General features: G+C 29.5%; 23 protein-coding genes. 7 read left to right on the forward strand and 16 right to left on the reverse strand.

The features are described from left to right. Positions 1–377: 377 nt before the first annotated feature. The 8 genes from QZ286_RS01950 to QZ286_RS01985 form a co-directional block, all read right to left on the reverse strand. The gene (locus QZ286_RS01950; RefSeq protein ID WP_291255296.1) at positions 378–803 is read right to left on the reverse strand and encodes a GNAT family N-acetyltransferase; all 426 of its coding nucleotides are present in this window, start codon (positions 801–803) and stop codon (positions 378–380) included. A 172-nt stretch (positions 804–975) separates the two neighbouring features. Further along, positions 976–1,725, reverse strand: a complete 750-nt coding sequence (locus QZ286_RS01955; protein WP_291255297.1) for a YebC/PmpR family DNA-binding transcriptional regulator — start codon at positions 1,723–1,725, stop codon at positions 976–978. Positions 1,726–1,785: 60 nt separating this feature from the next. Next, positions 1,786–2,337 carry a 5-formyltetrahydrofolate cyclo-ligase gene (locus tag QZ286_RS01960; protein WP_291255298.1) on the reverse strand — a complete coding sequence of 184 codons (552 nt, stop codon included), beginning with the start codon at positions 2,335–2,337 and terminating at the stop codon, positions 1,786–1,788. Beyond that, positions 2,330–2,920 carry a uracil-DNA glycosylase family protein gene (locus QZ286_RS01965; protein WP_291255299.1) on the reverse strand — a complete coding sequence of 197 codons (591 nt, stop codon included), beginning with the start codon at positions 2,918–2,920 and terminating at the stop codon, positions 2,330–2,332. Before QZ286_RS01965 ends, QZ286_RS01960 begins: the two co-directional genes overlap by 8 nt. 10 nt (positions 2,921–2,930) lie before the next feature. After that, positions 2,931–3,707 carry an MBL fold metallo-hydrolase gene (locus QZ286_RS01970; protein WP_291255300.1) on the reverse strand — a complete coding sequence of 259 codons (777 nt, stop codon included), beginning with the start codon at positions 3,705–3,707 and terminating at the stop codon, positions 2,931–2,933. A 152-nt stretch (positions 3,708–3,859) separates the two neighbouring features. Beyond that, a complete protein-coding gene (locus QZ286_RS01975) occupies positions 3,860–5,167 on the reverse strand; it encodes a PhoH family protein (protein WP_291255301.1) in 1,308 nt (435 codons plus the stop codon). A gap of 76 nt (positions 5,168–5,243) precedes the next feature. Beyond that, positions 5,244–6,161, reverse strand: a complete 918-nt coding sequence (locus tag QZ286_RS01980; RefSeq protein WP_291255302.1) for an FAD-dependent oxidoreductase — start codon at positions 6,159–6,161, stop codon at positions 5,244–5,246. Positions 6,162–6,172: 11 nt separating this feature from the next. Continuing rightward, complete coding sequence (locus QZ286_RS01985) at positions 6,173–6,799, reverse strand: MBL fold metallo-hydrolase (protein WP_291255303.1); 627 nt, start codon at positions 6,797–6,799, stop codon at positions 6,173–6,175. A gap of 188 nt (positions 6,800–6,987) precedes the next feature. On the opposite strand from QZ286_RS01985, the gene QZ286_RS01990 reads away from it, so the two are divergent. Genes QZ286_RS01990 through QZ286_RS02000 form a run of 3 tightly spaced genes read left to right on the forward strand, consistent with a single transcriptional unit; the run spans position 6,988 to position 8,614 of the window. Continuing rightward, complete coding sequence (locus QZ286_RS01990; RefSeq protein ID WP_291255304.1) at positions 6,988–7,446, forward strand: tRNA (cytidine(34)-2'-O)-methyltransferase; 459 nt, start codon at positions 6,988–6,990, stop codon at positions 7,444–7,446. A gap of 12 nt (positions 7,447–7,458) precedes the next feature. Continuing rightward, a complete protein-coding gene (gene ruvC, locus QZ286_RS01995; RefSeq protein WP_291255305.1) occupies positions 7,459–8,037 on the forward strand; it encodes a crossover junction endodeoxyribonuclease RuvC in 579 nt (192 codons plus the stop codon). Position 8,038: 1 nt separating this feature from the next. After that, entirely contained in the window at positions 8,039–8,614 is a 576-nt protein-coding gene (locus tag QZ286_RS02000; RefSeq protein WP_291255306.1) for a nitroreductase family protein, read from the forward strand. Positions 8,615–8,760: 146 nt separating this feature from the next. On the opposite strand, the gene eis is transcribed toward QZ286_RS02000, so the two are convergent. Next, the gene (gene eis, locus QZ286_RS02005) at positions 8,761–9,918 is read right to left on the reverse strand and encodes a GNAT family N-acetyltransferase (RefSeq protein WP_291255307.1); all 1,158 of its coding nucleotides are present in this window, start codon (positions 9,916–9,918) and stop codon (positions 8,761–8,763) included. Between the two features lie 91 nt (positions 9,919–10,009). On the opposite strand from eis, the gene QZ286_RS02010 reads away from it, so the two are divergent. The 4 genes from QZ286_RS02010 (at position 10,010) to QZ286_RS02025 (ending at position 11,942) form a co-directional block, all read left to right on the forward strand. After that, on the forward strand, positions 10,010–10,414 hold the full coding sequence (locus tag QZ286_RS02010; RefSeq protein ID WP_291255308.1) for a thioesterase family protein: 405 nt from the start codon (positions 10,010–10,012) through the stop codon (positions 10,412–10,414). A 2-nt stretch (positions 10,415–10,416) separates the two neighbouring features. Beyond that, positions 10,417–10,848 (forward strand): DUF523 domain-containing protein, encoded by a 432-nt coding sequence (locus QZ286_RS02015; RefSeq protein ID WP_291255309.1) that lies wholly within the window; start codon positions 10,417–10,419, stop codon positions 10,846–10,848. Between the two features lie 239 nt (positions 10,849–11,087). Next, positions 11,088–11,561 carry a toxin-antitoxin system YwqK family antitoxin gene (locus tag QZ286_RS02020; RefSeq protein WP_291255310.1) on the forward strand — a complete coding sequence of 158 codons (474 nt, stop codon included), beginning with the start codon at positions 11,088–11,090 and terminating at the stop codon, positions 11,559–11,561. 51 nt (positions 11,562–11,612) lie between these two features. After that, entirely contained in the window at positions 11,613–11,942 is a 330-nt protein-coding gene (locus QZ286_RS02025) for a DUF4325 domain-containing protein (RefSeq protein WP_291255311.1), read from the forward strand. A 94-nt stretch (positions 11,943–12,036) separates the two neighbouring features. Here the strand turns inward: QZ286_RS02025 and nrdG are convergent, their stop codons facing one another. The 7 genes from nrdG to QZ286_RS02060 all read right to left on the reverse strand — a co-directional run bounded on the left by nrdG (position 12,037) and on the right by QZ286_RS02060 (position 21,724). Next, a complete protein-coding gene (gene nrdG / locus QZ286_RS02030) occupies positions 12,037–12,543 on the reverse strand; it encodes an anaerobic ribonucleoside-triphosphate reductase activating protein (protein ID WP_291255312.1) in 507 nt (168 codons plus the stop codon). 11 nt (positions 12,544–12,554) lie between these two features. Then, positions 12,555–14,744 (reverse strand): anaerobic ribonucleoside-triphosphate reductase, encoded by a 2,190-nt coding sequence (gene nrdD / locus QZ286_RS02035; RefSeq protein WP_291255313.1) that lies wholly within the window; start codon positions 14,742–14,744, stop codon positions 12,555–12,557. Between the two features lie 221 nt (positions 14,745–14,965). Continuing rightward, a complete protein-coding gene (locus QZ286_RS02040; protein WP_291255314.1) occupies positions 14,966–15,814 on the reverse strand; it encodes a WYL domain-containing protein in 849 nt (282 codons plus the stop codon). 103 nt (positions 15,815–15,917) lie between these two features. Beyond that, positions 15,918–16,100 (reverse strand): hypothetical protein, encoded by a 183-nt coding sequence (locus QZ286_RS02045; RefSeq protein WP_291255315.1) that lies wholly within the window; start codon positions 16,098–16,100, stop codon positions 15,918–15,920. A 14-nt stretch (positions 16,101–16,114) separates the two neighbouring features. Further along, positions 16,115–18,358, reverse strand: a complete 2,244-nt coding sequence (locus tag QZ286_RS02050; protein ID WP_291255316.1) for a sensor domain-containing diguanylate cyclase — start codon at positions 18,356–18,358, stop codon at positions 16,115–16,117. Positions 18,359–18,486: 128 nt separating this feature from the next. Continuing rightward, the gene (locus tag QZ286_RS02055) at positions 18,487–20,211 is read right to left on the reverse strand and encodes a GGDEF and EAL domain-containing protein (protein ID WP_291255317.1); all 1,725 of its coding nucleotides are present in this window, start codon (positions 20,209–20,211) and stop codon (positions 18,487–18,489) included. Positions 20,212–20,323: 112 nt separating this feature from the next. Further along, positions 20,324–21,724 carry a sodium:alanine symporter family protein gene (locus tag QZ286_RS02060; RefSeq protein ID WP_291255318.1) on the reverse strand — a complete coding sequence of 467 codons (1,401 nt, stop codon included), beginning with the start codon at positions 21,722–21,724 and terminating at the stop codon, positions 20,324–20,326. Positions 21,725–21,733 lie beyond the last annotated feature (9 nt).

Here is a 21,733-nt window from a genome sequence, read left to right on the forward strand (position 1 = left end):
ACACCACGATAGAGATATAAATGCAAGTAAAAATATACTAGCTGAAGGACTAAGAATAAAAAGAACCGTAGGAACTACGGGGATAGCTTGGTAAATATAGTTGGCTAACAAAAGCAACTATTTCCCAAGAAGAAGCTCCCATTTCAAAAATTACGAAGTAATTTTAAGTGGGAGAGGTTCACAATTTGCAATAATTGCATTTACTATATATTTGCTATTTCTTTTTTCTCTATTACTAATAGTAGTTGTGATAATCTACTCAATCTATTTAAATAGGATTAAATAAAAAATTATTTATAAAAAGAAGTTGAATTAACCTTTTTATCTCTTAATTAAGATTTCATTAATTCAACTTCTTATAATTTTCCTATATTTACTTACAAATCTTTGATAAATAGTAAAAAACCTGTCTTGTCATATTTAAAACTAGAGTGTTTTATCATACTAATAGAGGAAATATTTTCCTTTTTAATTAATCCAGTTATTATATTTTTCCCTTTTTCTTTAACCCTCTTCTCTGCAAATTCTACTAATTCACTTCCTATTCCTTTATTTCGAGCTTCTTCAATTACTCCTATCAAGTCAATCCAAGCTCCATCATAGTGTAAGTTTGCAACATATAAAATTCCTAAGTATGCTACTGGTAAATCATTTTCATATTTTACAAATAATTCATATTGAGGATTATTTTTTATTCTATCACAAAGAACCTCAATCCCACAATCAATGTCCTTAAAAGACTTACTATCAATAAACATCACATCTTCCATCATCTCTTTAGAATTATCAAATAACTTAATCATCTCTTCACCTACCTACATGAATTTTATTATTTTTCTTCTTCCTTAAATTAAGAGTAACACAAAAAATCTTAAAAATCAATCAAACTTACAATGTAAAAATAGCTCTCTATGAGTATATCCCATAGAAAGCTATTTCCAATTATATATTATCTACTATTTTAAGCTCTTTATATTAGTCTAATTGAGCTAGAATATCATCAGCTATATCAAAGTTTGCATAAACCTCTTGAACGTCATCAAGATCGTCTAAAGCTTCGTAAAGAGCCATTACTTTTTTAGCTGTATCTAAATCAGTAATCTCTACTTTATTTTCTGGATTCATAGCTATTTCAGCCTCTTCATAAGTATATCCAGCTTCTTTTATCTTCTCTAAAACAGATTGGAACTCTGTATAGTCAGTTAAAACTTCAAACTCTCCATCCTCTTCAGTTACATCTTCAGCTCCAGCTTCTAATGCTGCCATCATAAATTCATCAGCATCTATTCCTTCAGATTTTACTGTAATTACTCCTTGCTTTTTGAACATCCAAGCAACTGCTCCATCAGTTCCTAAGTTTCCACCTTTTCTAGTGAAAGTCATTCTTACTTCAGAAGCTGATCTATTTTTATTATCAGTTACAACATCAACTATAAAAGCAGTTCCAACAGGTCCATATCCTTCATATCTCATCTCTATGAAGTCTACTCCTTCTAACTCTCCTGTTCCCTTTTTTATAGCTCTTTCTAATATATCTTTAGGCATATTTCCAGCTTTTGCCTTCTCTATTGCAAGTCTTAATCTTGGGTTAAAGTTAGGGTCTCCACCAGCCTCTTTAGCTGCTATTGTTAACTCTTTTCCAAATTTAGTGAATAATTTAGCTCTCTTTTTATCTTGAGCTCCCTTTCTGTGTTGAATATTTGCCCATTTACTATGTCCTGCCACAATAAACCTCCTAATTTTTTCTTAGTTTCTATAAGATTTTATCATATTAACCAAGTTTTTTCAATACCTCTTAATTTTTAATACTCTATTTTTTTTGACTATAATATCAATTTTTTTATCATGTTCCTCTGTTGAAATTCTATCATACAGTTGAAAATCAAATATCGGAGCCACTCTAACAACCTCAGGATATTTCAGAAATAATCTATCATAATACCCCTTACCATATCCTATTCTATTCCCCTCTTTATCAAAAACAAGTCCAGGAACAATTATTAAATCCAAGTCCTCTAAATACTCTTCTCCTAACGGTTCTCTTATTCCATATTTTCCAATTGTAAACCCTTTTCCATACTCAACTACTGATAATATTCCATTTTTTTCTACTCTTGGCAAAAATAGTCTTTTATTCTCACGAATAATCTCCCTATTTAAAATTTCTATCTCTATTTCACTTCCAAAATTCATAAATGAAAGAATTTTTTTTGAATCCTTATACACCTGTAACTCTTTTACCTTTTTACAGATCTCTCTACTTTCATGCTCTCTCAATTCCTTGTCTAAAAGATCTCTCCTAAGTTTTACCTCACTCCTAAAAAAATCCTTATCCATCTATTTTCCCTAACTCTTGTTTCAACTGTTTTAAATCATTCCAAAACTCCAAAGCTGCTTTAGATTTTTTTCCTGCTTCATTTCTTGATCTTTTAACAAAGTTCACATCATAAGTGATAAATACTTTTATTCCACCTGTCCAAGGATAGATCTTTCCTCTCTCTTCTCCCAATTTTATATCTCTTTCCAATAACAGCTCTGCTACTTCTGAACCAAGACTAACTATTATCTTTGGCTTGATTAAAGCTATCTGCATCAATAGTAACTCTTTTAATTGCTCTCTCTCCTCTGGCATAAACTCTAAGAACTTACAATCTTTTTTTGCAAGTGTAGTTATATAATAATCTTCTGGAGTAATCCCTTCTATATCACAAAGTTTTATTAAAAACTCTCCACTTGAACTTGGAGCTACTTTTAAATCTTCATTTTGGTATAGATCTGGATCATCACCTATAAAAAGTAGATTAGCTTCTCTATTTCCACTTCCAATCAGTGTCTTTCTTTCGCTATTATCTCCATATGTTTTCCCCAATGAACCTATTTCAAATTTTAACTCTTCCCAAAAGTTATCAATCTCTTCCACGCCTTACCTCCTAAAATTCAAATAGCTCAGTGGCTAAATCCTGTTTTGCTAACTCATAAGATAACTCTGCTTTTCTCATATTCATCTCTTCTTCTAAGGTTTTCTGTACAAGTAATGGATTGTTACTATCCTTGCTTATATGTGCAAGATATACCTTTTTCAATTTCTCATCATACATCTCTTTTATGAATTTTGCTGCATCATTATTTGAAAGATGTCCATTTCTACTCTTCACTCTTGCTTTTAAATCCCAAGGATAACAGCAATTCATCAACATATTATAGTCATAGTTACTCTCTATCACCATAATATTTGCGTCTTTAAAATTCTCTCTAACTATATTATTTACATAACCAATATCCGTTGAAATTGCGGCAATCTTACCATTTTGTGATTCTATTCTATAACCTACTGTCCTTTGTGCATCATGCATAACATCAAATGGTTTTATTAAAATATCCTCACTTAAAACAAATTTATCCTTTATCAATCTTAAATTTTCTGTAGCTATCTTTCCTAATTTGTTCTCTCCAGCTCTATAGCTCTCCTCAGTTATATAGATAGGAACATTGTATTTCCTTGAAATTATCCCCGCTCCCTGTATATGATCTATGTGCTCATGAGTTATTAAAATTCCATTTATCTCTTTTATATCTCTATTTATTGAGTTTAATCTCTCCTCTATCTTTTTACAACTAAATCCAGCATCAATTAGAATTTTTGTCTTTCCACTCTCTATAAATGTTGAATTTCCTCCACTTCCACTTCCTAATATTGAAATTTTCATTTAATTTTCCCTTCTAATTTTACAATAATCTATATAATATTAATATATAATTTATACCATATATTTCAAATTTTTTGAATATTTTAATTCTATTCCAGAAGAAAAGAAGGAAGAAATCAAGAGTTTTACTCCTATTCCTTCCTTCTTCTTTATTATAATAATTTAGCAGCTATCTCAGCTATCTCAGATCTTTCACCTTTCTTCAAAGTGATATGTCCTACAATGCTTTCAAATTTTAATTTGTCTGCCATATAAGTAAGTCCATTAGTATTTGCATCTAGATATGGATTATCTATCTGCTGTGGGTCTCCAGTAAAAATGATCTTAGTATCCTGTCCAGCTCTTGTTACAATAGTCTTAATCTCCAATGGAGTCAAGTTTTGAGCCTCATCTATTATTATCAAACCTTTTGGAATACTTCTACCTCTTATATAAGTAAGTGGTTCTATCTTCATCATTCCCATTGATTCCAAGCCCTCTACTACCTTTTCTCCAGCTTTATCCTCTTTAGCTTCGCTTAAAAAATCTATATTGTCAAATATCGGTTGCATCCAAGGTTTTAATTTTTCCTTTTCACTACCTGGTAGATATCCCAAATCTTTTCCCATAGGGATAATCGGCCTAGCTATTAGTATCTTTCTATATCTTTTCTTCTCTACCACTAGTTCCAATCCAGCAGCTATAGCCATCAGAGTTTTTCCTGTTCCAGCTCCTCCTACCAATGTAACAACTTTCACACTGTCATCCATCAAGAGCTCCATAGCAAATCTCTGTTCATCATTTCTAGCTCTTAGCCCCCAAGCTTGTCCATCACCCAATATAAATTTTTTTATCTTACCTTCTACATATCTTCCACATAAGATATTATCTTTATATTTTAATTTGAAGAAACAATTTGGTGTAGCTAGTATATCCTCTCTATTTAGATCAACAAAGCTTATCTTACCATCTTTATCAAATTTATCATAAAGTTTTTTATCCACTTCTACTTCAAAATATCCATCATAGAGTTCGTTATATTCCACTCTATCTGTATTATAATCCTCTACTTCCAATCCCAATGAGTCAGCCTTAATTCTCATATTTATATCTTTACTAACTATTATAACTCTTCTATCTGGATTATCCTGCTTTATTCCTAAGGTTACAGAGATTATATTGTTATCCATAACATCTTTACTCAAATTCTCTGGTAACAACTCTCTATTATTTTTGATTTCCACTTTAAAAAATATATCTTCAGGTAGATTTACACCTTTTGAAAGACTTCCCTTAGATCTTATCTCGTCTAATACTCTAGAGGCCATTCTAGCTTGAATTGCTGTATTTTGATTTCTCTTTAACTTATCGATCTCTTCTACTACATAGATAGGTAAAATTACATCATTCCCTCTAAAGTTATAGATACATTTAGGATCATGAATAAGAATATTAGTATCTAATACAAAAATTTTTCTCATATAAATCAGCTCCTTTGAGTAATAATATCAAAGTGTCCCCTTTAATTATATGTTCGTAAAATTTCTGCTATTTCCTTTATTTTTTCAATACTCTTTTTATTACTTGTAAAGCTGCTGCTGTTCCGTCAGCTACAGCACAAGTTATCTGTCTTACTGCTCCACTCTTTATATCTCCAGCTACATACATACCCTCTATATTAGTTTTTAATTCAGAGTCTGTTATTATATATCCCTCTTTATCCAATTTAGCAAACTCTCCATACATCTCTGTATTATTTTTTGTTCCTAAGTATAGAAAAGCAAAATCAGATTTATAAGTTTTTTCCTCTCCCTTTTCTGAAACTAATAACTCCTCTACATACTCTTTTCCTCTTATTTCAAGAAGTTTTACTCCTGTTATTATCTCTACCTTTTCAGAAGATTTCAATGCCTCATAGCTCTCTTTACTACACTTGAACTCATCTTCAACTACCATAACTCTTATTTTCTTTGAGAATTTAGTTAAAAATAGTGCCTCTTCAGCTAATTCCTCTCCCTGTCCTACCAATGAAACTGTCATAAACTTTGTAAAAGCTCCATCACAAGTAGCACAGTAAGATACTCCCTTACCTAAAAACTCCTTCTCTCCTTTAATTTTTTTCCCAAAGTTTTTTCCTGTTCCTGTTGCAATAATTATATTTTTTCCTTTAAAATTTCCAGCATCTGTTTTTACTATCTTTACCTCTTCATATGGATCAAATCCTAAAAGTGTACCCTCTACAAACTCTGCTCCAAATTTCTCAGCATGTTGTCTCATTAGTAAGTTTAACTCTGTTCCTGTTATCCCCTCTGGAAATCCTGGGTAGTTATCAACTTTATGAGCCATATACAAACTTCCTAAATTTTTTCTCTCAATTATTAAAGTTAAAAGTTTTGATCTCCCTGTATATAATCCAGCTGTTAAACCAGCAGGTCCTCCTCCTATTATTATCACATCATATATCTTTTCTACCATCTTTCTTCCTCCTATATCATTCCTTGCATTGTTAAAAATACTTTTTCTTCTCCTATTGTTGTTGGCTCACTGTGTGCACTGTAAACCTTAGTATCTTCAGGTAATTCTGTACAAAGTCTCTTCAAACTTTTAAAAAGCATATCCCCATCACTTGTTGGTAAATCATATCTTCCAAAACTTCTTCTAAACATTGTATCTCCTGAGATCAATATTTTATTCTCTTTATTATAGAAACATTTTGATCCTATTGTATGACCTGGAGTATCAATAACTCTAAACTCTCCTATCATATCTCCATCTTTCATAGTTGTATAATCTCCATTGTATTCAAAGTTTGTTCCATTTATATACTTCATCAAACTCAATTCATTATCAACTAAAAATCTCTCTTCCTCTTTTCCAATATATACCTCTACATCTGGATAGATCTCCTTTATTCTATTCAATCCAGCTATATGATCCCCATGTCCATGAGTGAATATCATATACTTCAAAGTTAATCCATTACTTTTTATAAAAGATTCTACTCTACCTAAATTTTCTCCACCACAATCAAATAGATATGCTTCTTTATTATCATTCCATACCAAGTAACAGTTTGTCATTAAGCTTCCCAAGTAAAAAGTCTGTATCTTCATTCTATCCTCCAATTCTATTCCTTTCTTGTCTACATTAATATTATACTTTACCTTACAGATCTTGTCAAAATATTACTACTAAATTTTAAAATTTATGCTATAATTAATATAAAAGTTTAATAACTGTACTTAATTTTTATTATGTACTTTTCTCAAACTATAAAATTAATACAATAGGAGGAATTATTTTGAATATAGTTTTATTAAATCCAGAGATCCCATACAATACAGGAAATATTGGAAGAACATCAGTATTAACTAACACTAAGCTTCATCTTATTAAGCCTTTAGGATTCTCACTTGATGAGAAACAATTAAGAAGAGCAGGTTTAGATTATTGGCATCTAGTTGATCTAGTTATTTGGGAATCTTACGAGGAGTTTGTAAAAGCAAATGCTGGAGCTAGAATATTTTATGCTACTACTAAAACAACTCAAAGATATAGTGATATCGAATTTAAAGAGAATGACTTTATAATGTTTGGACCAGAATCTAGAGGTATACCAGAGGATATTTTAAATGCTAATAAAGAGAGTTGTATCACTATCCCTATGATTGATATGGGACGTTCTCTAAATCTATCAAACTCTGCTGCTATAATTCTTTACGAAGCACTTAGACAGACTGATTTTAATTTTAAAAAATAGGAGAATAGTATTATGAGAGTTTTAGGAATAGATCCAGGTACTGCGATTGTAGGTTTTTCTATTCTCGATTTTGAAAACAGTAAGTTCAAAGTTATTGATTATGGGTGCGTGTATACTGATAAGGATCTTCCTATGGAGGAGCGTCTTTGTAAGATCTACTCTGAGCTTACAGAGATAATAAAAAGATATCAACCAACTGATATGGCAATAGAGGAGTTATTCTATTTTAAAAATAATAAAACTGTTATCTCTGTTGCTCAAGCTAGAGGTGTTATTATTCTCTGTGGAAATCAAAACAATCTTAAGATTAGTCACTATACACCTCTTCAAGTAAAAACAGGAATTACAGGATATGGAAAGGCTGAAAAAAAACAGGTACAGCTAATGGTTCAAAAAATCCTCTCACTTGATGAGATTCCAAAACCAGATGATGCTGCTGATGCTTTAGCCATTGCTATCACACATATCAACTCTATAAATTCTGGTTTTTTCAGTAGAGGTTTAAATGATAAACTCAGCACAAAAAATCTTCCCAAAACTAAGATATCTGCTAAAGAGTATAGAGAACTAATTTTGAATGGAGGTAATTAATATGATAGTTGAAACTTTAAAACAGATCCGTTCTCACAGAAGTTTTTGTAGAGAAAAAATCTCAATGGAAGCTCTTGAAAAAATGATTGAAAGTACAAGATACGCTTCTTCCACTAAAAATAGCCAAAAGATAAGATATGCCCTTATCAATGATGAAGAGATTTGTAAACAGATATTTTCCTTTGTGAAGTTTGCTGGGGCTATATCTTGGAATCCAACACTTGAAGAAGCTCCAACTGCATATATTTTAATGTGTAGTGAAACACCCCTAACAAGTATAACTGAAAAAAATCTATACTTTGATATGGGAATTGCTTCACACAACATTCTTCTTATGGCCAATGAGTTAGGATATGGTGGTTGTATTATGGGAGCTTACAATAGACCAGAGGTAGATAAATTAGTTCAACTTCCTGAAGGATACTCTTCACATATCTTACTTGCCTTAGGAAAACCTACAGATAAAATTCATATTGTAGATGCAATTAATAATGAGACAACTTACTATAGAGATGAGAATAATCAGCACTTTGTACCTAAATTATCCCTTGAAAATATTTCTTTACTAAAAAAGTAAAAAATAATTCTTGACTTTTTTACTAGGTTAATGTATAATTCAAGTATCCTTTCTTTTAAAGTATTTTAATTTACTTAATTAACAACAATATAAAAGCTGTCAGTGCATATAAAAATCTGACAGCTTTTATATTTTTTGGAAAATTTTTATTGATAATCCTGTATATAATTTAACTTTAATTTAAAAATATTTTTTTCTATCAATTGAGTTACAACTTGAGTATTTTTTATCTCAACTCTCTCTAAAAATATTAACTCTTCTAAGCTTAACACTCCTAAACTCAATAGTGAAAAATCTCCTATTTTTACTCTTATATCCCAATCTGTATCTACTATACTCACCTGTCCACTCTCATTCATAGAAAAAACCCTATTATTATCAGATATAATATCATCTACAATAGATATTTTAAAAGTTATCCCTTTAATATTTAAAGTCTCCAGTATTTTTTTAGGATCTAAAACTCTTCCCATTATAAATTGGTTCTCACTCTTATAGACTCTTTTCTGATTTTTAAAATAATATTCAATTCTCTCTCCCTCAGGAGTTTTTATCTCCAATTTAGGATAATACTCTCTAAAAGTTTTTATAAAGCTAAGTAGGTTCTCATACTCTCTCTTTCCCTTTGCAAATAGCTCTCTTACTGTTAATATCTCTCCCTTATATAGAGCTACATATCCTCTTACTATTCCCTTTGAGTAAAGCATGTAGATATCTCCACCGTCACTTATTATCTCAGCTACCCAATTTTTATAGTAGTTCTCATCTCTCTCTACATATAAGGATCTATTTTTCATAACAAAATCATATACACTTATCAAATCACTATAAAGGGAACTCTCCATTTCCATTTTTACAATCTCAAACTCTCTATCTATCTTATCAAAACATATCTCTTTAGTTTCTAAAGAGAGTTTATTTAACTTTGTAATATATTCAAAACTATAACCTCTATAGATTTCTGGATTAATTGGAGATAAAAAAACCAGTGGTAAACCCTTTTCATAGCTTTTTTTTAAACTTTCCTCCATTAATTTTCTCATATATCCCCTACCTCTATATTGAGGAGAGACTGCCACTCCTACTATATAGTTAGATGGAAAAATTTTCCCATTTATATTTAGCTTATATGGATTTTCATGTAGAGAAGCTCTTATACTTCCAGTCTCCTCTAAAACTAAAAACTTATTTTTGTCATATAGTTTAGTAAAATAAAAATCCACCTCTTCTTGGGAATCTTTAAAACACTCCTCCCAGATCTCTCTCGCTCTTTTATAATCGCTATCTATTCCATATCTTATCATTGTTTACCTCTTAAATATTACTTTTATTTTTCTTTTTATTATATTATAATTTAATTATAGAAAAAAATCTATTATCTTTAGGAGGTTTTTAATGTTTAATTTTAATTATAAAATACAGAAAGAGGATATCAATTATGGTGGACATGTAGGAAATGAGAGAGCTCTTTTATTTTTCCAAATGGCTAGAATAGCTTTTTTCGAGTCTTTAGGTCTAAGTGAGTTGGATTTGGGAGAGGGAGCTGGTGTTATTCAAAAAAATAGTTTTGTAGAATACAACAAACAGCTATTTTTAGATGAAAATATCTCTATAATAATCAAGAATATTGAATTTTCTAAGACAAGTTTCAATATTTTTTATGATATTTTTAATGAAAATAGGGACATTGTTATAAGTGGATCTACTCTTTTAGTTTGTTTTGATTATTCAAGTCATAAAATAAAAAGAGTGCCTGAGTCATTTAAAATGAAAACTCTTTCACTTTCTGAGGAGATGTAAATATGAATATACTTGTCAGTGCTTGTTTACTTGGAGTAGCTTGTAGATATGATGGGAAGTCCAAAGAGGTAGCAAAAATAGTGGAGCTTTTAAAATCTCACACCTTGATACCTGTCTGTCCTGAACAGCTTGGAGGTCTTGCAACACCGAGAACTCCTTCTGAAAGAAAATATGATAAAGTTATCAATAAAGATGGAGTTGATGTCACTTTTGAATATGAAAAAGGAGCTGAAGAAGCTCTTAAAATAGCTAAACTATATAAATGTTCACTAGCTATTCTAAAAGAAAAAAGTCCCTCTTGTGGTTGTGGACAAATCTATGATGGTAGTTTTACAAAAAATTTGATATCTGGAAATGGTACCACAACTGATTTATTATTAAAAAACAATATAAAAGTTATCTCTGAAAATTCAGATGAAGTAAAAAATCTTTAATATTAGGGTCTATTGTATTATTAAGATCTTGTAAACTACCATAAGAGTAATAATAAGTAACATCTCTAGTGAATAATTTTCCATCTCTCCTCCTTAAAAATTTTTTTTATTTTTTAAACTATTTTCAACTTTTTTAAGTCAAAATAGTATGGGATAATTTTATTATAACATAGTTATCTTTTTAGTTGAATATTTTTTTGATTAAAATTAAAATATCAACATTTATTTTAGGTGATACAGTGAAAAAGAATTTTTTAATTTTATTACTCTTTAGTTTGAGTGTTCTCAGTTTCTCTTCTACAAAAACAGCATTTGAAGCTCAATTAGTAGAAAAACAAGGGGTATTATACTACAAAAATAGTAAAACTCCCTTTACTGGAAGAGTTATTTCAAAGAAAGATAGGAACTACTACTTAAATGGAAAAGCCTATGGAAAATGGCTAACATTTTACCCCAATGGAAATCTAAAATCTATTGAGAATTGGAAAAATGGAAAACTTTTTGGTAGATTCGTACTTTATCAAGAGAATGGAACTAAAGTTTTTGAAACAACCTATTTAAATGGAAAAGATAATGGGGCATACTTACTTTTTCATAAAAATGGAGTCTTACAAATTCAAGGTGCCTTTTCTAACGGTGTTCCAAAGGGAACTTGGAAATACTACAACAACAAAGGAAAGTTGGTTGGAAAAGCTGTGTACCCTGATAAATAGCTATTCTAATACTTGGGAAAGTTTTATATAATTTTTATAAGGGGGTCTTCAATGAAGCTCATATTAAGTAAAATTTTAAATACTTCTGTCTTAGTTTCTCCTAAGAAAGCATTACAATTATATAAGATAATTGTAGAAAGAATAAAGAATGGAAAAAATGTAAATATAGATTTTTTAGGAATACAAGCTACTACACTATCTTTTTTATATATTGTTTTCAGTAATGTAGCAAAAGAGTGTGAAAAAAATTCCAAAGAATTAAAACAATTAATTTCAATTTCTAATGCATCACACAATTTAATTGAAGAGATGAAATATCTTAGAGATAACTATAAACAGCTTAGTTTAAAATTCTCTGCACTTGAGTATAGCTACTCTTAAAAAATTAAACATAATAGAAAGGAAAAAAGTTACTTCTAATCGTCAATGATTTTCAATAACTTTTTTCCTTTTTTTATCTAAATTCTAATATTTTTTATGTATACTCAACTATTCTTTTCTCTAAAATGCTTTTCTGGACATCTATTACTCTCTGATTTCTACTTCCCTTCCACTTCTGATTTAAGTCCTTTTGCTCAAGGATAAATCTTCCATCTACAAGGACATCACAAAGTGATATTAGTGCTAATCTTTTAGGATCCTCTTGTAACTGTTCCCAAGTAAAACCACTCCACATCCAGACATCTTTATCTGGAAATCTCTTTTTAAATTTTTGCAAAAGCTCTGTCAATGGCTCTACATTCATATGATAAGTTGGATCTCCACCTAAAAGTGATAATCCTCTTGCTGTTTTTCCATATTTTTCAAAATATAAAAATATCTCATCCTCTTCTTTTTGAGTAAATGGTTTTCCATAGTCTGGTTCCCAAGTATCTTTATTAAAGCATCCCTTGCATCTGTGAGTACAGCCACTCACAAACAGACTAACTCTTATCCCTTTTCCATTTATCATATCTGAGTATTTTATTCCAGAATAATTCATTTTTCCCTCTCCTAGCTATGTTTTACTCTACTTATTATCTCTTTCTGTTTTCCTTTGTTGAAAGGTCTTGCATTTGGCTGGCTCAAATATCCACACACTCTTCTAATTACACTCATCTTATCATTTTCATGATTCCCACATTGTGGACACTCAAATCCTCTTTCAGTTGCTAAGAACTCTCCTTTAAATCCACAAACATGGCATTTATCTACAGGCTGATTGATTCCCATATAGTGAATTCCCACCTCTTTAGCATATTTTAAAATTCCATGTATTGCTTCAAGGTTATTTTTTAAAGAGTCTGTCTCTATATAACTTATATGCCCACCTCTTGAGTATTTATGCCCTAGAGCTTCCAATCTCAATTTTTCAAATGGATTGATATTTATATGAGAAGATACGTGGAAAGAGTTGTCATAGTAACCCTTATCTGTTATTCCCTCTATATCTCCAAACTCCTCTTTATCTATTCTTGCAAATCTATCACAAAGAGATTCAGAAGGTGTTCCATATAGAGCAAATCCTAAATTAGTCTCTTTTTTGAACTGATCCACTTTTTCTGAAATATATTTTAAAATATTAAATGTTTTTTCATAAATCTCATCACTATATGCAAAATCCTCTCCATAAAGTAGTTGAGAAACTTCACTAAGTCCTATATAACCTATTGAAACTGTAGCATATCCTCCCCAAATAAGATCTTGAATTGTTTCCTTAGGTTGTTTTTCTGCTAAAGCTCCTGATAACCATAGAATAGGTGCCATCTCTGCTTGAGTTTTCTCTAAATAGTGAGCTCTGAATACTGAGTTTTCTTTACACATCTCCATAACTCTATCTAGCTCTTTATAGAATCCAGCCTCATCTCCCTTATTTTTTATAGCTATTCTAGGTAGGTTTATTGTAGTTGCTCCTATATTAAATCTTCCTGAATATATTTCCTCTCCTTTTTCATTAAACCAAGGTGATAAGAAGGCTCTACACCCCATAGGATAAACTACTGTTCCCTTTTCTAATTGCTCCTTTGTAACGAATAAAATATCTGGATATACAGATTTTGTCATACATTCAAATCCAAGTTTTGCAATATCCCAGTTAGGATCTCCCTCATCTAAGTTTAATCCTTCACACATTGCAAAAACTATTTTTGGGAATATAGCTGTCTCTTTTTTAGCTCCAAACCCATCCATTCTAGTTCTAAATACAAACTCTTGAACAAGTTTACCCTCCCAAGAAGTCTCTGTTCCTATTCCTATTGTTGTAAAAGGTGTTTGACCATTTACAGTTGATAGAGAGTTTATCTCATACTCTAATCCTTGCATAGCTTGTTTTACAGACTCTCTAGTCAAATCACAGCTATACTCATAAGCTAGTGGATATTTCTCCTTTAGCTCCATGTTAGAATACTCTATATTTCCCTTTTCTAAAACCTCTTTAGAAATCTCTTCACTAACTCTCTCCACATATTTTAAACCTTTTGTAAAATGTTTTTTAAAGCTTTTCTTAATATATGGAACTAGGGCTCTATCCAAATATGGGATTGAACATCCTCCATAAGTATTTGATGATACAGAAGCTATAATTTGAACTATGTGTCCTACTGCTACATCTACAGAGTTTGGCTCTAACATCTTAGCATTTCCAATATTACATCCACCTTTTAACATTCTCTCTATATGAACAAGCTCACAGTTTGTCTCTTTAAATAAAAGATAATCCAAATCATGAATATGGATTTCACCTGTTTCATGTGCTTTCTTTAAATGTTTAGGTAAAACTTTATTTAAATAGTAATCCTTTGATGATATCCCTGCTAAAAGATCTCTCTGTACAGAGATTGTTTTTGCATCTTTATTTGCATTCTCACTTAAAATATCTTCATTTGAGGCATCTACTAATTCAGAAATATTTTTATATATTCCTTTTTCTTTATTTCTTATCTCTGTCTTTATAGCTCTATAACTTTGGTAAGCTATAGCTATATCCTTCTCACTAGAAGCCATTAATTTTTTTACAACTATATCTTGTATATCCTCGACATGCATTCTCTTGTTATCCAAATTCTGAATCTGTGTTGCAATCTTCTCTACAAGTTCCTCATTAACTGTTCCAGAACTCTGTTTAAAAGCCATTGTCATAGCTCTTACAATTCTATTTTTATCAAAATCTACAACAGTTCCATCTCTTTTTATAACTTCTTTCATCTATATCAACCTCACTAATTTTTTACCTAAGTTATTATACAACCTTTTTATAAAAATTAAAAATATATACAATATATAGTGGTAAAATTAAAAATCCTACCACTATATAGTAGCAGGATCTATTATCTCTCATATTTTTGATCTGAGGGGCTTAAAAAATTTTTTCCTCTAGTGTCAAATATAATTTATATATAATGACATAATTTTTCTTAAAATTTTTTTTATTTTTCATTATATAACTCTAAAATTTCTAAATACTCTTTTCTTATCTCTTCACGCAACTGCTTCGGTTCTAATATCTCAGCTTCTTTAGAAAACTGCCTAAAATAGAGCTTTGCATTCTCATTAGCTACCTCAAACCAATAAATATCACCATCTTTTTTTATAAGTTTTGGTCTATAGTTAGTCAAACTTTTTAAAAGACTCGCTCCCTCTTCACTCAACCTAACTTTTACTATATTCCCATTTCCTAAAAATGGATCAAAGTTTTTTCTAACATTCTCTATATATTTTTTATCTTTACCTTTAATTTTCTCATCAAGTATAGATATTATCTCAAGCTCTTTCAATTTGTAGTTAGCATACTCCTTCTTCTCTTCATTATAACAGAATAGAAAGTTTTCATCCCCTCTCTCCTCTCTTTTTATAAAATAAGGCTCTACACTAACAACACTTTTCATATATTTAATTTTTATCTTTTTTTTCTCTTTGATAGCTTCTAAAATGCTCTTTACTCTATCTTCAAATATAAATATCTCTCTCTGATACTTAAATTTTGAGGTATATAATTCAAATAACTCTCTAAAGTATTCAGCTTCTACATCCACTTCATTAGCCCTTAAAACATCATAGTATATCTCTCTATTTGAAACATTTAAGTCAAACTGTATTATCTTTTTTAACGGACGCCCTTGAGATTCTAAAAGCTTCTCTACTTCCATTTTTTTGCTATATTTAAATCTTTCCAGAATATAGTTACACAACTTGTTATTATTTATACCAAACTCCTCAGTATCATTCTTCATAAGACGCCATATATCCTCTGGAACAGTTACTCTAATCTTCTTCATATTTTTCCCCCACTACAATGGTCTTTCATTATTATAACACATTCAAGCTTTTTAATAAATATGATTCCATATTTTTAATAACAGAAGAGGGATGTTGTAATTTTCAACATCCCTTTATCATTTCTAACATTTTTTTAAAAAAATTTTTCTTTTTTAAACCAAGCTTCTCTCTCAATACTCTTTTCGCCCTATTATTTGGACAGATATTACAAAGTTTGGCATGACATAAACTACAATTATTTTCTAGTTTTTTCAATCTCTCTTGATATCCCTCTAGCTCCTGCATAAAAATCTCCTATTTTAATTCCCATCTCTATATCTGAAATAGCTATTTTTACCCATTTTTTTAGCTTGATATAGAGCTTTATCCGCTTTCTTATATAACTCTTCAAATGTAAAACCATCATCTGGTGCTATAGCCACTCCTATTGAAGCTGTTATCTTAACCTCTATTTGTTCATCTGTATAAGTTTTTTCTAAAGATTTTCTAAGATCCTCAATCAATCTCTCTGCATCAAAATATGAAGTTATATTTGTTAAAAGAAGTACAAACTCATCTCCACCAAGTCTTCCTATAATATCACTAGCTCTGAACTTACTCCTCAACATTGTAGCAACTTCTATTAAAACCTGATCTCCACACCAGTGTCCTAAGGTATCATTTAATCTCTTATAATTATCTAAATCTAATAAAACAAATACCTGTTTAATCTCGTTTTCTCTATTACTAATAAGTATTTTATTTATCTTATTTTTTAATGTTGTAGCATTGTATATTCCTGTTAATCCATCTTTTTCTGCTCTATTTTTTAGTTCAATCTCTTGATGTTTTTTACTATCTATGTCATTAATAACAAATAAAACCTTTAAACTATCTTGGATATTTATCTTATAAATTATACAAGATACCCACTTATATATATCATTAGTCTTATATAGAAACTCTATCTCATACAACTCTTTTTGGTCAAGGAATACTTTATTCAGATTTTTTACTGAAATTTTATCTAAAACAAATAAAAGATGCTCATCCTTCACATTTTTTAAAATATTATCTTGCAAAAACCTATCCAAATCTAATTGAATCTCTTCACCATTAACTTCTATCACTTGATTATCATTTAAGTCTACTTTTGCATAGAGTAGTGAGTTCTCTACCAATTTATCATAAATTTCTAATTTTCTCTTAATCTCTTTCTCTCTCTTTTTAACCTCAGTAATATTAGCTACTATCCCAATAGTAGTTAATATCCTGTTATAGTTATCATATGTATTTAATAAAAGAATGTTATACCAGCTCTCTACTCCATCAACAACAACTTTTATATCAGCTTCACTATTTTTTCTTCTATAGTTATTTAAAAATAGATCATTTAAACTCTCTTGACTCTCTTTAGCTACAATTCCTTTATCTATAAAGCTTTGAGGTACTGCTTTTATAACTTTTTTATCAAAGAGAGGAGTTAAAAAATTAGTTTTTAATGTAACCTCTTTATAAAAATTATCATATGTAAATACCATATGATTAGAGTGCTCAGCTGCTGTACATAAAATCTCTATATTCTCATCAGCTTTTTTTTGTGCTTCTTTTATATCCTCAGTAGTTTTTTTATTATAAAAATAAACACAGATTAACATAGTTACAAAACAGATTATTGTAACTATCTCATCTGTCAAAGCCAATTCATTTATTAAAGTAACTCTCTCTTTCATCAAAGAGTCTCCACTTTCAGAGACAAGATATCCCTTCATCTCTCTTAATGGAGTATAATAGCCATAATAAGTTACACCATCTTTTTTATATCTAAATTCTCCCTCTTTTTTACTTAAAAATTTATTTTTTATACGTTCTATTTTTTTATCATTAACTTTAGCTTCTTTTAAATATTGCCAAAAATTTATGTTGGTGTCATTATTTTGAAATTTGTTTATATATGTTCCAGAAGTATCTAATATATAAGTTTTATTATTTTCATCATTTTCCAATTTAATGTTAGATATTTTCTCAATAGTCTTAAAATGAAAAACTCCATATATTACTCCAATTATCTTATTTTCTATATTTTTTGAATAGATTGGATAGGAAATAATTTGAACATGTTTTCCATTTTCAACTTTAGAAGAGATAACTCCTGAAAGTCCAACCTCTCCCTTAATTGATTTTTTAAAATAACTTCTATCTGCTATATTAACCTTATTTCCCAAATTATCACAAGCATTTCCATTTTCATCTGTTACACCTATAAAGTCATAATAAGTTAACTCTTTAGAAAATTGTAGCATCTTTATCATATCGGGAGTATCAAACTCCTCATACTCACTTACTAATTTACCTATATTTTCTAAATCATTAATCATATCATCAATTATTAGTTTAGTGTCTAATACTTTGTGTTTTGCATAATTTTTTAAATTTAGTTTGAAATATTTTATCTCTTCTTCTTTTATCTTATTTCTAAATGAATAAAAAGATAAAATATTCCCTAAAAGTGCTAGTAAAATAACAATGATAAAATTTCTATTTTTTCTTATAATCCCCTTCATCTTTTTGCCCCTAAGTTCTTTTAATTATGTTAAATTATACCAAACATCTCATATATATTCAAGTGATTTTTAATATAAAACTGAGATCGAAATTGATCTCAGTTTCTATCTGCTATAACATTATCTATTCAAATATTATAATACTTTCTTATAGTCTCATCTTTAGACTCTGGTTTCCCAAAATAATACCCTTGAATATAATCTACATCCAAGCTCTTAACTACTTCTAACTCCTCTTTTCTTTCAACACCTTCTAAACATACTTTTATATTGTATTGTTTTGATATTTCAACTATAAACTTTATAAATGTAACATCAAAAGGATTTTCTAAAAGATCTTTAACAAAAGAACGATCTATCTTTATCATATCTACATGAACTTCTTTCAATATCCCAAAAGAAGAGTACCCCATTCCAAAATCATCCAATGCTATATCAATTTCTAAATCTTGAATTTTTTTACAGATCTCTTTCAATGTCTTAACATTTTTTATTGTACTACTCTCTGTTATCTCCAAAATTAAATTTTTCACAGGGAAATTATTCTCCTCAATTATCTTTTTAAACTCTGGAATACATTTTTTATTCATTAATTGTATACACGAAACATTTATACTTATCTTTAATTTTGGATATATTTTTAACCAATCTTTAAAGAATTTTAACGTTTCCTCTAAAACCCATTTTCCAACTATATTTATCATTCCTGTCTCTTCTAAAAAAGGAATAAATTCATTTGGCGATACAGAACCAAATTTTTCACATCTCCATCTGAGTAGAGCTTCAAATCCTATCAATTCTTCAGTTTGAGCTGAAACTTGTGGTTGGTAATAGATTTCAAAATCTTTAAAATTATTCTCAATACTCTGTTTAAGATAATATAGTATCTCAAAATGTCGAATTTTATTCTCCATAACCTCATTAGAAAAAAAGACAATTTTATCTTTTCCTGTTTTTTTACTATACATCAATGAGTAAATTGTAAACTTGTATATCTCTTGATAAGTTATTTTATCTCTAGAAAATATAGCACAACCTGCTGATATAGTTATATTAATATTTTTTTCCTTTAAAATCTGAATTTTCTTTAACTCTGATTTTATACCTAAATATATCTCCTCTGCTCTCTTTTTAGAAGTATCTTCTAAAATTATTCCAAAATTATCTCCATCTAATCTATAAAGACATATATCTTCTGGAAGTGAGTATTGAATTATATTTGCTAACATCTTTAATACTCGATCTCCATATTGTCGACTATGTAACTGATTAATCTCCTTAAAGTTATCAACTCCAATAATAAGCATTCCAAGTTCATTGATTTTAGGATTTTTTAGTTTTTCACTAAAATGTTCAAAAAATTCTGTAAATTTCATAAGTTTAGTAATATTATCTAAGTTGGTTTGCTTTCCTAAAATTGATATTACTCCTATAAGTAACCAAGGTTCTCCATTTTCATCTCTTATAATACTTCCCTTGTGTTTTAACCAAATATTTTTCCCTCTAATATCTTTTACTCTGTATTCAATATCATTATAGTCATACTCACCCTTTATTAAACCTAAAGTTGCCTCTTTAAATTTAGATAAATCTTTTTCATGAACAATTTTTTTCCAGTATGTATAAGGATTTTCAACTATTTCTGAAGGTAATCCAATCTTTTTTATTAAGACTTTAGGAAATTTAAAAGTCATTGTTTTTAAATCTCCAATTACAATAAAATCTTCATTTATTTTCTCTAAAATCGGATATATCTTATCAAAATTCTTACCGGCTAATTCTATTATTTCATCTCTTTTTTTCAAAATAAGAGAATCATTAACTTTGATGTTGCTATTAGCTTTTTCAATCATACTCTTTCCTCTCTCAACTAAACTTTGAATCTTTCTTGAATTTTTTATATAGTTAGATATTCCCTTATATTATACATTATTTTTTTTAATTTCAAAATATTTTTTCTTTAAATTACTCTTCCCAACAATCTATATTTTCCAACTCTGGAATAGAACTTTTCTTAAATTTAGGATCTAACCCTCTAGCTTTTTGCTCTCTATAATCCTTTAATGCCTTAATCGCTATATTTCCTATTAAACTTATTGCAATTAAATTTATAATTGCCATTATTCCCATAAAAAAATCTGCTAAATTCCAAACGACCTGTATCTTAGCTATACTTCCAAACATGACCATTCCTATAACTGAAACTCTATATAAAATTAGCCATAATTTTTTTCCATTTAAAAACTCTATATTAGCTTCTCCATAGTAGTAATTTCCTATTATTGAAGAAAAAGCAAACATAAGTATACAGATAGCTATAAAAATACTTCCCCAGCTTCCTATCTGTGAAACTAAAGCCTCTTGAGTCAACTGTATACCATCAGATACTCCTTTAGTATTTTCTCCAGAGATAAGGATTATAAAAGCTGTAGCTGAACATATTAATAAAGTATCAGTAAATACTCCCAGAGTCTGTATTAATCCTTGTTTTGCTGGATGAGATACATTAGCTGCTGCTGCTGCATTAGGAGCACTTCCCATTCCCGCTTCATTTGAGAATAGTCCTCTCTTTACTCCTTGCATTACAATAGTTCCTATTCCCCCAGCAACTGCTTGATTTACTCCAAATGCACCTTTAACTATCTGTAAAAATATCTCTGGTACCATCCCAATATTTTTTACAATAACAAATACAGCTATACTCACATAAGCCACTGCCATTATTGGCACAATATACTCTACAACTTTAGCTATTCTTCTTACTCCACCAAATATTATAATCCCAGTTAATACAGATAAAATTATTCCTAAAGTTTTTTTATCTATGAAGAATGCTTTTTCAAAAGCCAGTGTTATAGTATTTGCCTGTACTGAATTAAATATCAATCCAAATACAATAGTTATTATAATTGAAAAAAGTACTCCCAGCCACTTTAAGCCTAAGGCTTTTTCTATATAATAAGCTGGTCCACCTCTAAAATGATCTCCATCTTTCTCTTTATATATTTGAGCAAGTGTACTCTCTACAAAGCTTAAACTTGCCCCTATAATTGCCATTATCCACATCCAAAATACTGAACCTGGTCCTCCAATACTTATTGCTATTGCTACTCCTGCTAAATTCCCTGTTCCTACTCTTGAAGCTGTAGATATACAAAATGCCTGAAAAGATGATATTCCTCTATGACCATCCTTACCCTTTATAGCTCCCTCTCCAAGTAATCTAAACATCTCTTTTAACATTCTAAGCTGAACAAAACCTGTTTTAATAGTAAAATATACTCCTATTACTATTAACATAGCTATTAAAATATATGAGCTTGAAAGATTAATTAATTCTCCTAAAAAATAAAATATATTATTCACAACTCCTCC

The sequence above is a fragment of the Fusobacterium sp. genome (assembly GCF_019012925.1).
GTDB lineage: Bacteria > Fusobacteriota > Fusobacteriia > Fusobacteriales > Fusobacteriaceae > Fusobacterium_A.

What these genes read in the sequence shown, in the direction of transcription:
- QZ286_RS01950 (WP_291255296.1), bottom strand. Translation starts at nt 803, where the DNA reads ATGATTAAGTTATTTGATAATTCTAAAGAGATGATGGAAGATGTGATG.
- QZ286_RS01960 (WP_291255298.1), bottom strand. Translation starts at nt 2,337, where the DNA reads ATGGATAAGGATTTTTTTAGGAGTGAGGTAAAACTTAGGAGAGATCTT.
- QZ286_RS01970 (WP_291255300.1), bottom strand. Translation starts at nt 3,707, where the DNA reads ATGAAAATTTCAATATTAGGAAGTGGAAGTGGAGGAAATTCAACATTT.
- QZ286_RS01975 (WP_291255301.1), bottom strand. Translation starts at nt 5,167, where the DNA reads ATGAGAAAAATTTTTGTATTAGATACTAATATTCTTATTCATGATCCT.
- QZ286_RS01980 (WP_291255302.1), bottom strand. Translation starts at nt 6,161, where the DNA reads ATGGTAGAAAAGATATATGATGTGATAATAATAGGAGGAGGACCTGCT.
- QZ286_RS01985 (WP_291255303.1), bottom strand. Translation starts at nt 6,799, where the DNA reads ATGAAGATACAGACTTTTTACTTGGGAAGCTTAATGACAAACTGTTAC.
- ruvC (WP_291255305.1), top strand. Translation starts at nt 7,459, where the DNA reads ATGAGAGTTTTAGGAATAGATCCAGGTACTGCGATTGTAGGTTTTTCT.
- QZ286_RS02000 (WP_291255306.1), top strand. Translation starts at nt 8,039, where the DNA reads ATGATAGTTGAAACTTTAAAACAGATCCGTTCTCACAGAAGTTTTTGT.
- eis (WP_291255307.1), bottom strand. Translation starts at nt 9,918, where the DNA reads ATGATAAGATATGGAATAGATAGCGATTATAAAAGAGCGAGAGAGATC.
- QZ286_RS02010 (WP_291255308.1), top strand. Translation starts at nt 10,010, where the DNA reads ATGTTTAATTTTAATTATAAAATACAGAAAGAGGATATCAATTATGGT.
- QZ286_RS02015 (WP_291255309.1), top strand. Translation starts at nt 10,417, where the DNA reads ATGAATATACTTGTCAGTGCTTGTTTACTTGGAGTAGCTTGTAGATAT.
- QZ286_RS02025 (WP_291255311.1), top strand. Translation starts at nt 11,613, where the DNA reads ATGAAGCTCATATTAAGTAAAATTTTAAATACTTCTGTCTTAGTTTCT.
- nrdG (WP_291255312.1), bottom strand. Translation starts at nt 12,543, where the DNA reads ATGAATTATTCTGGAATAAAATACTCAGATATGATAAATGGAAAAGGG.
- nrdD (WP_291255313.1), bottom strand. Translation starts at nt 14,744, where the DNA reads ATGAAAGAAGTTATAAAAAGAGATGGAACTGTTGTAGATTTTGATAAA.
- QZ286_RS02040 (WP_291255314.1), bottom strand. Translation starts at nt 15,814, where the DNA reads ATGAAGAAGATTAGAGTAACTGTTCCAGAGGATATATGGCGTCTTATG.
- QZ286_RS02045 (WP_291255315.1), bottom strand. Translation starts at nt 16,100, where the DNA reads ATGCAGGAGCTAGAGGGATATCAAGAGAGATTGAAAAAACTAGAAAAT.
- QZ286_RS02050 (WP_291255316.1), bottom strand. Translation starts at nt 18,358, where the DNA reads ATGAAGGGGATTATAAGAAAAAATAGAAATTTTATCATTGTTATTTTA.
- QZ286_RS02055 (WP_291255317.1), bottom strand. Translation starts at nt 20,211, where the DNA reads ATGATTGAAAAAGCTAATAGCAACATCAAAGTTAATGATTCTCTTATT.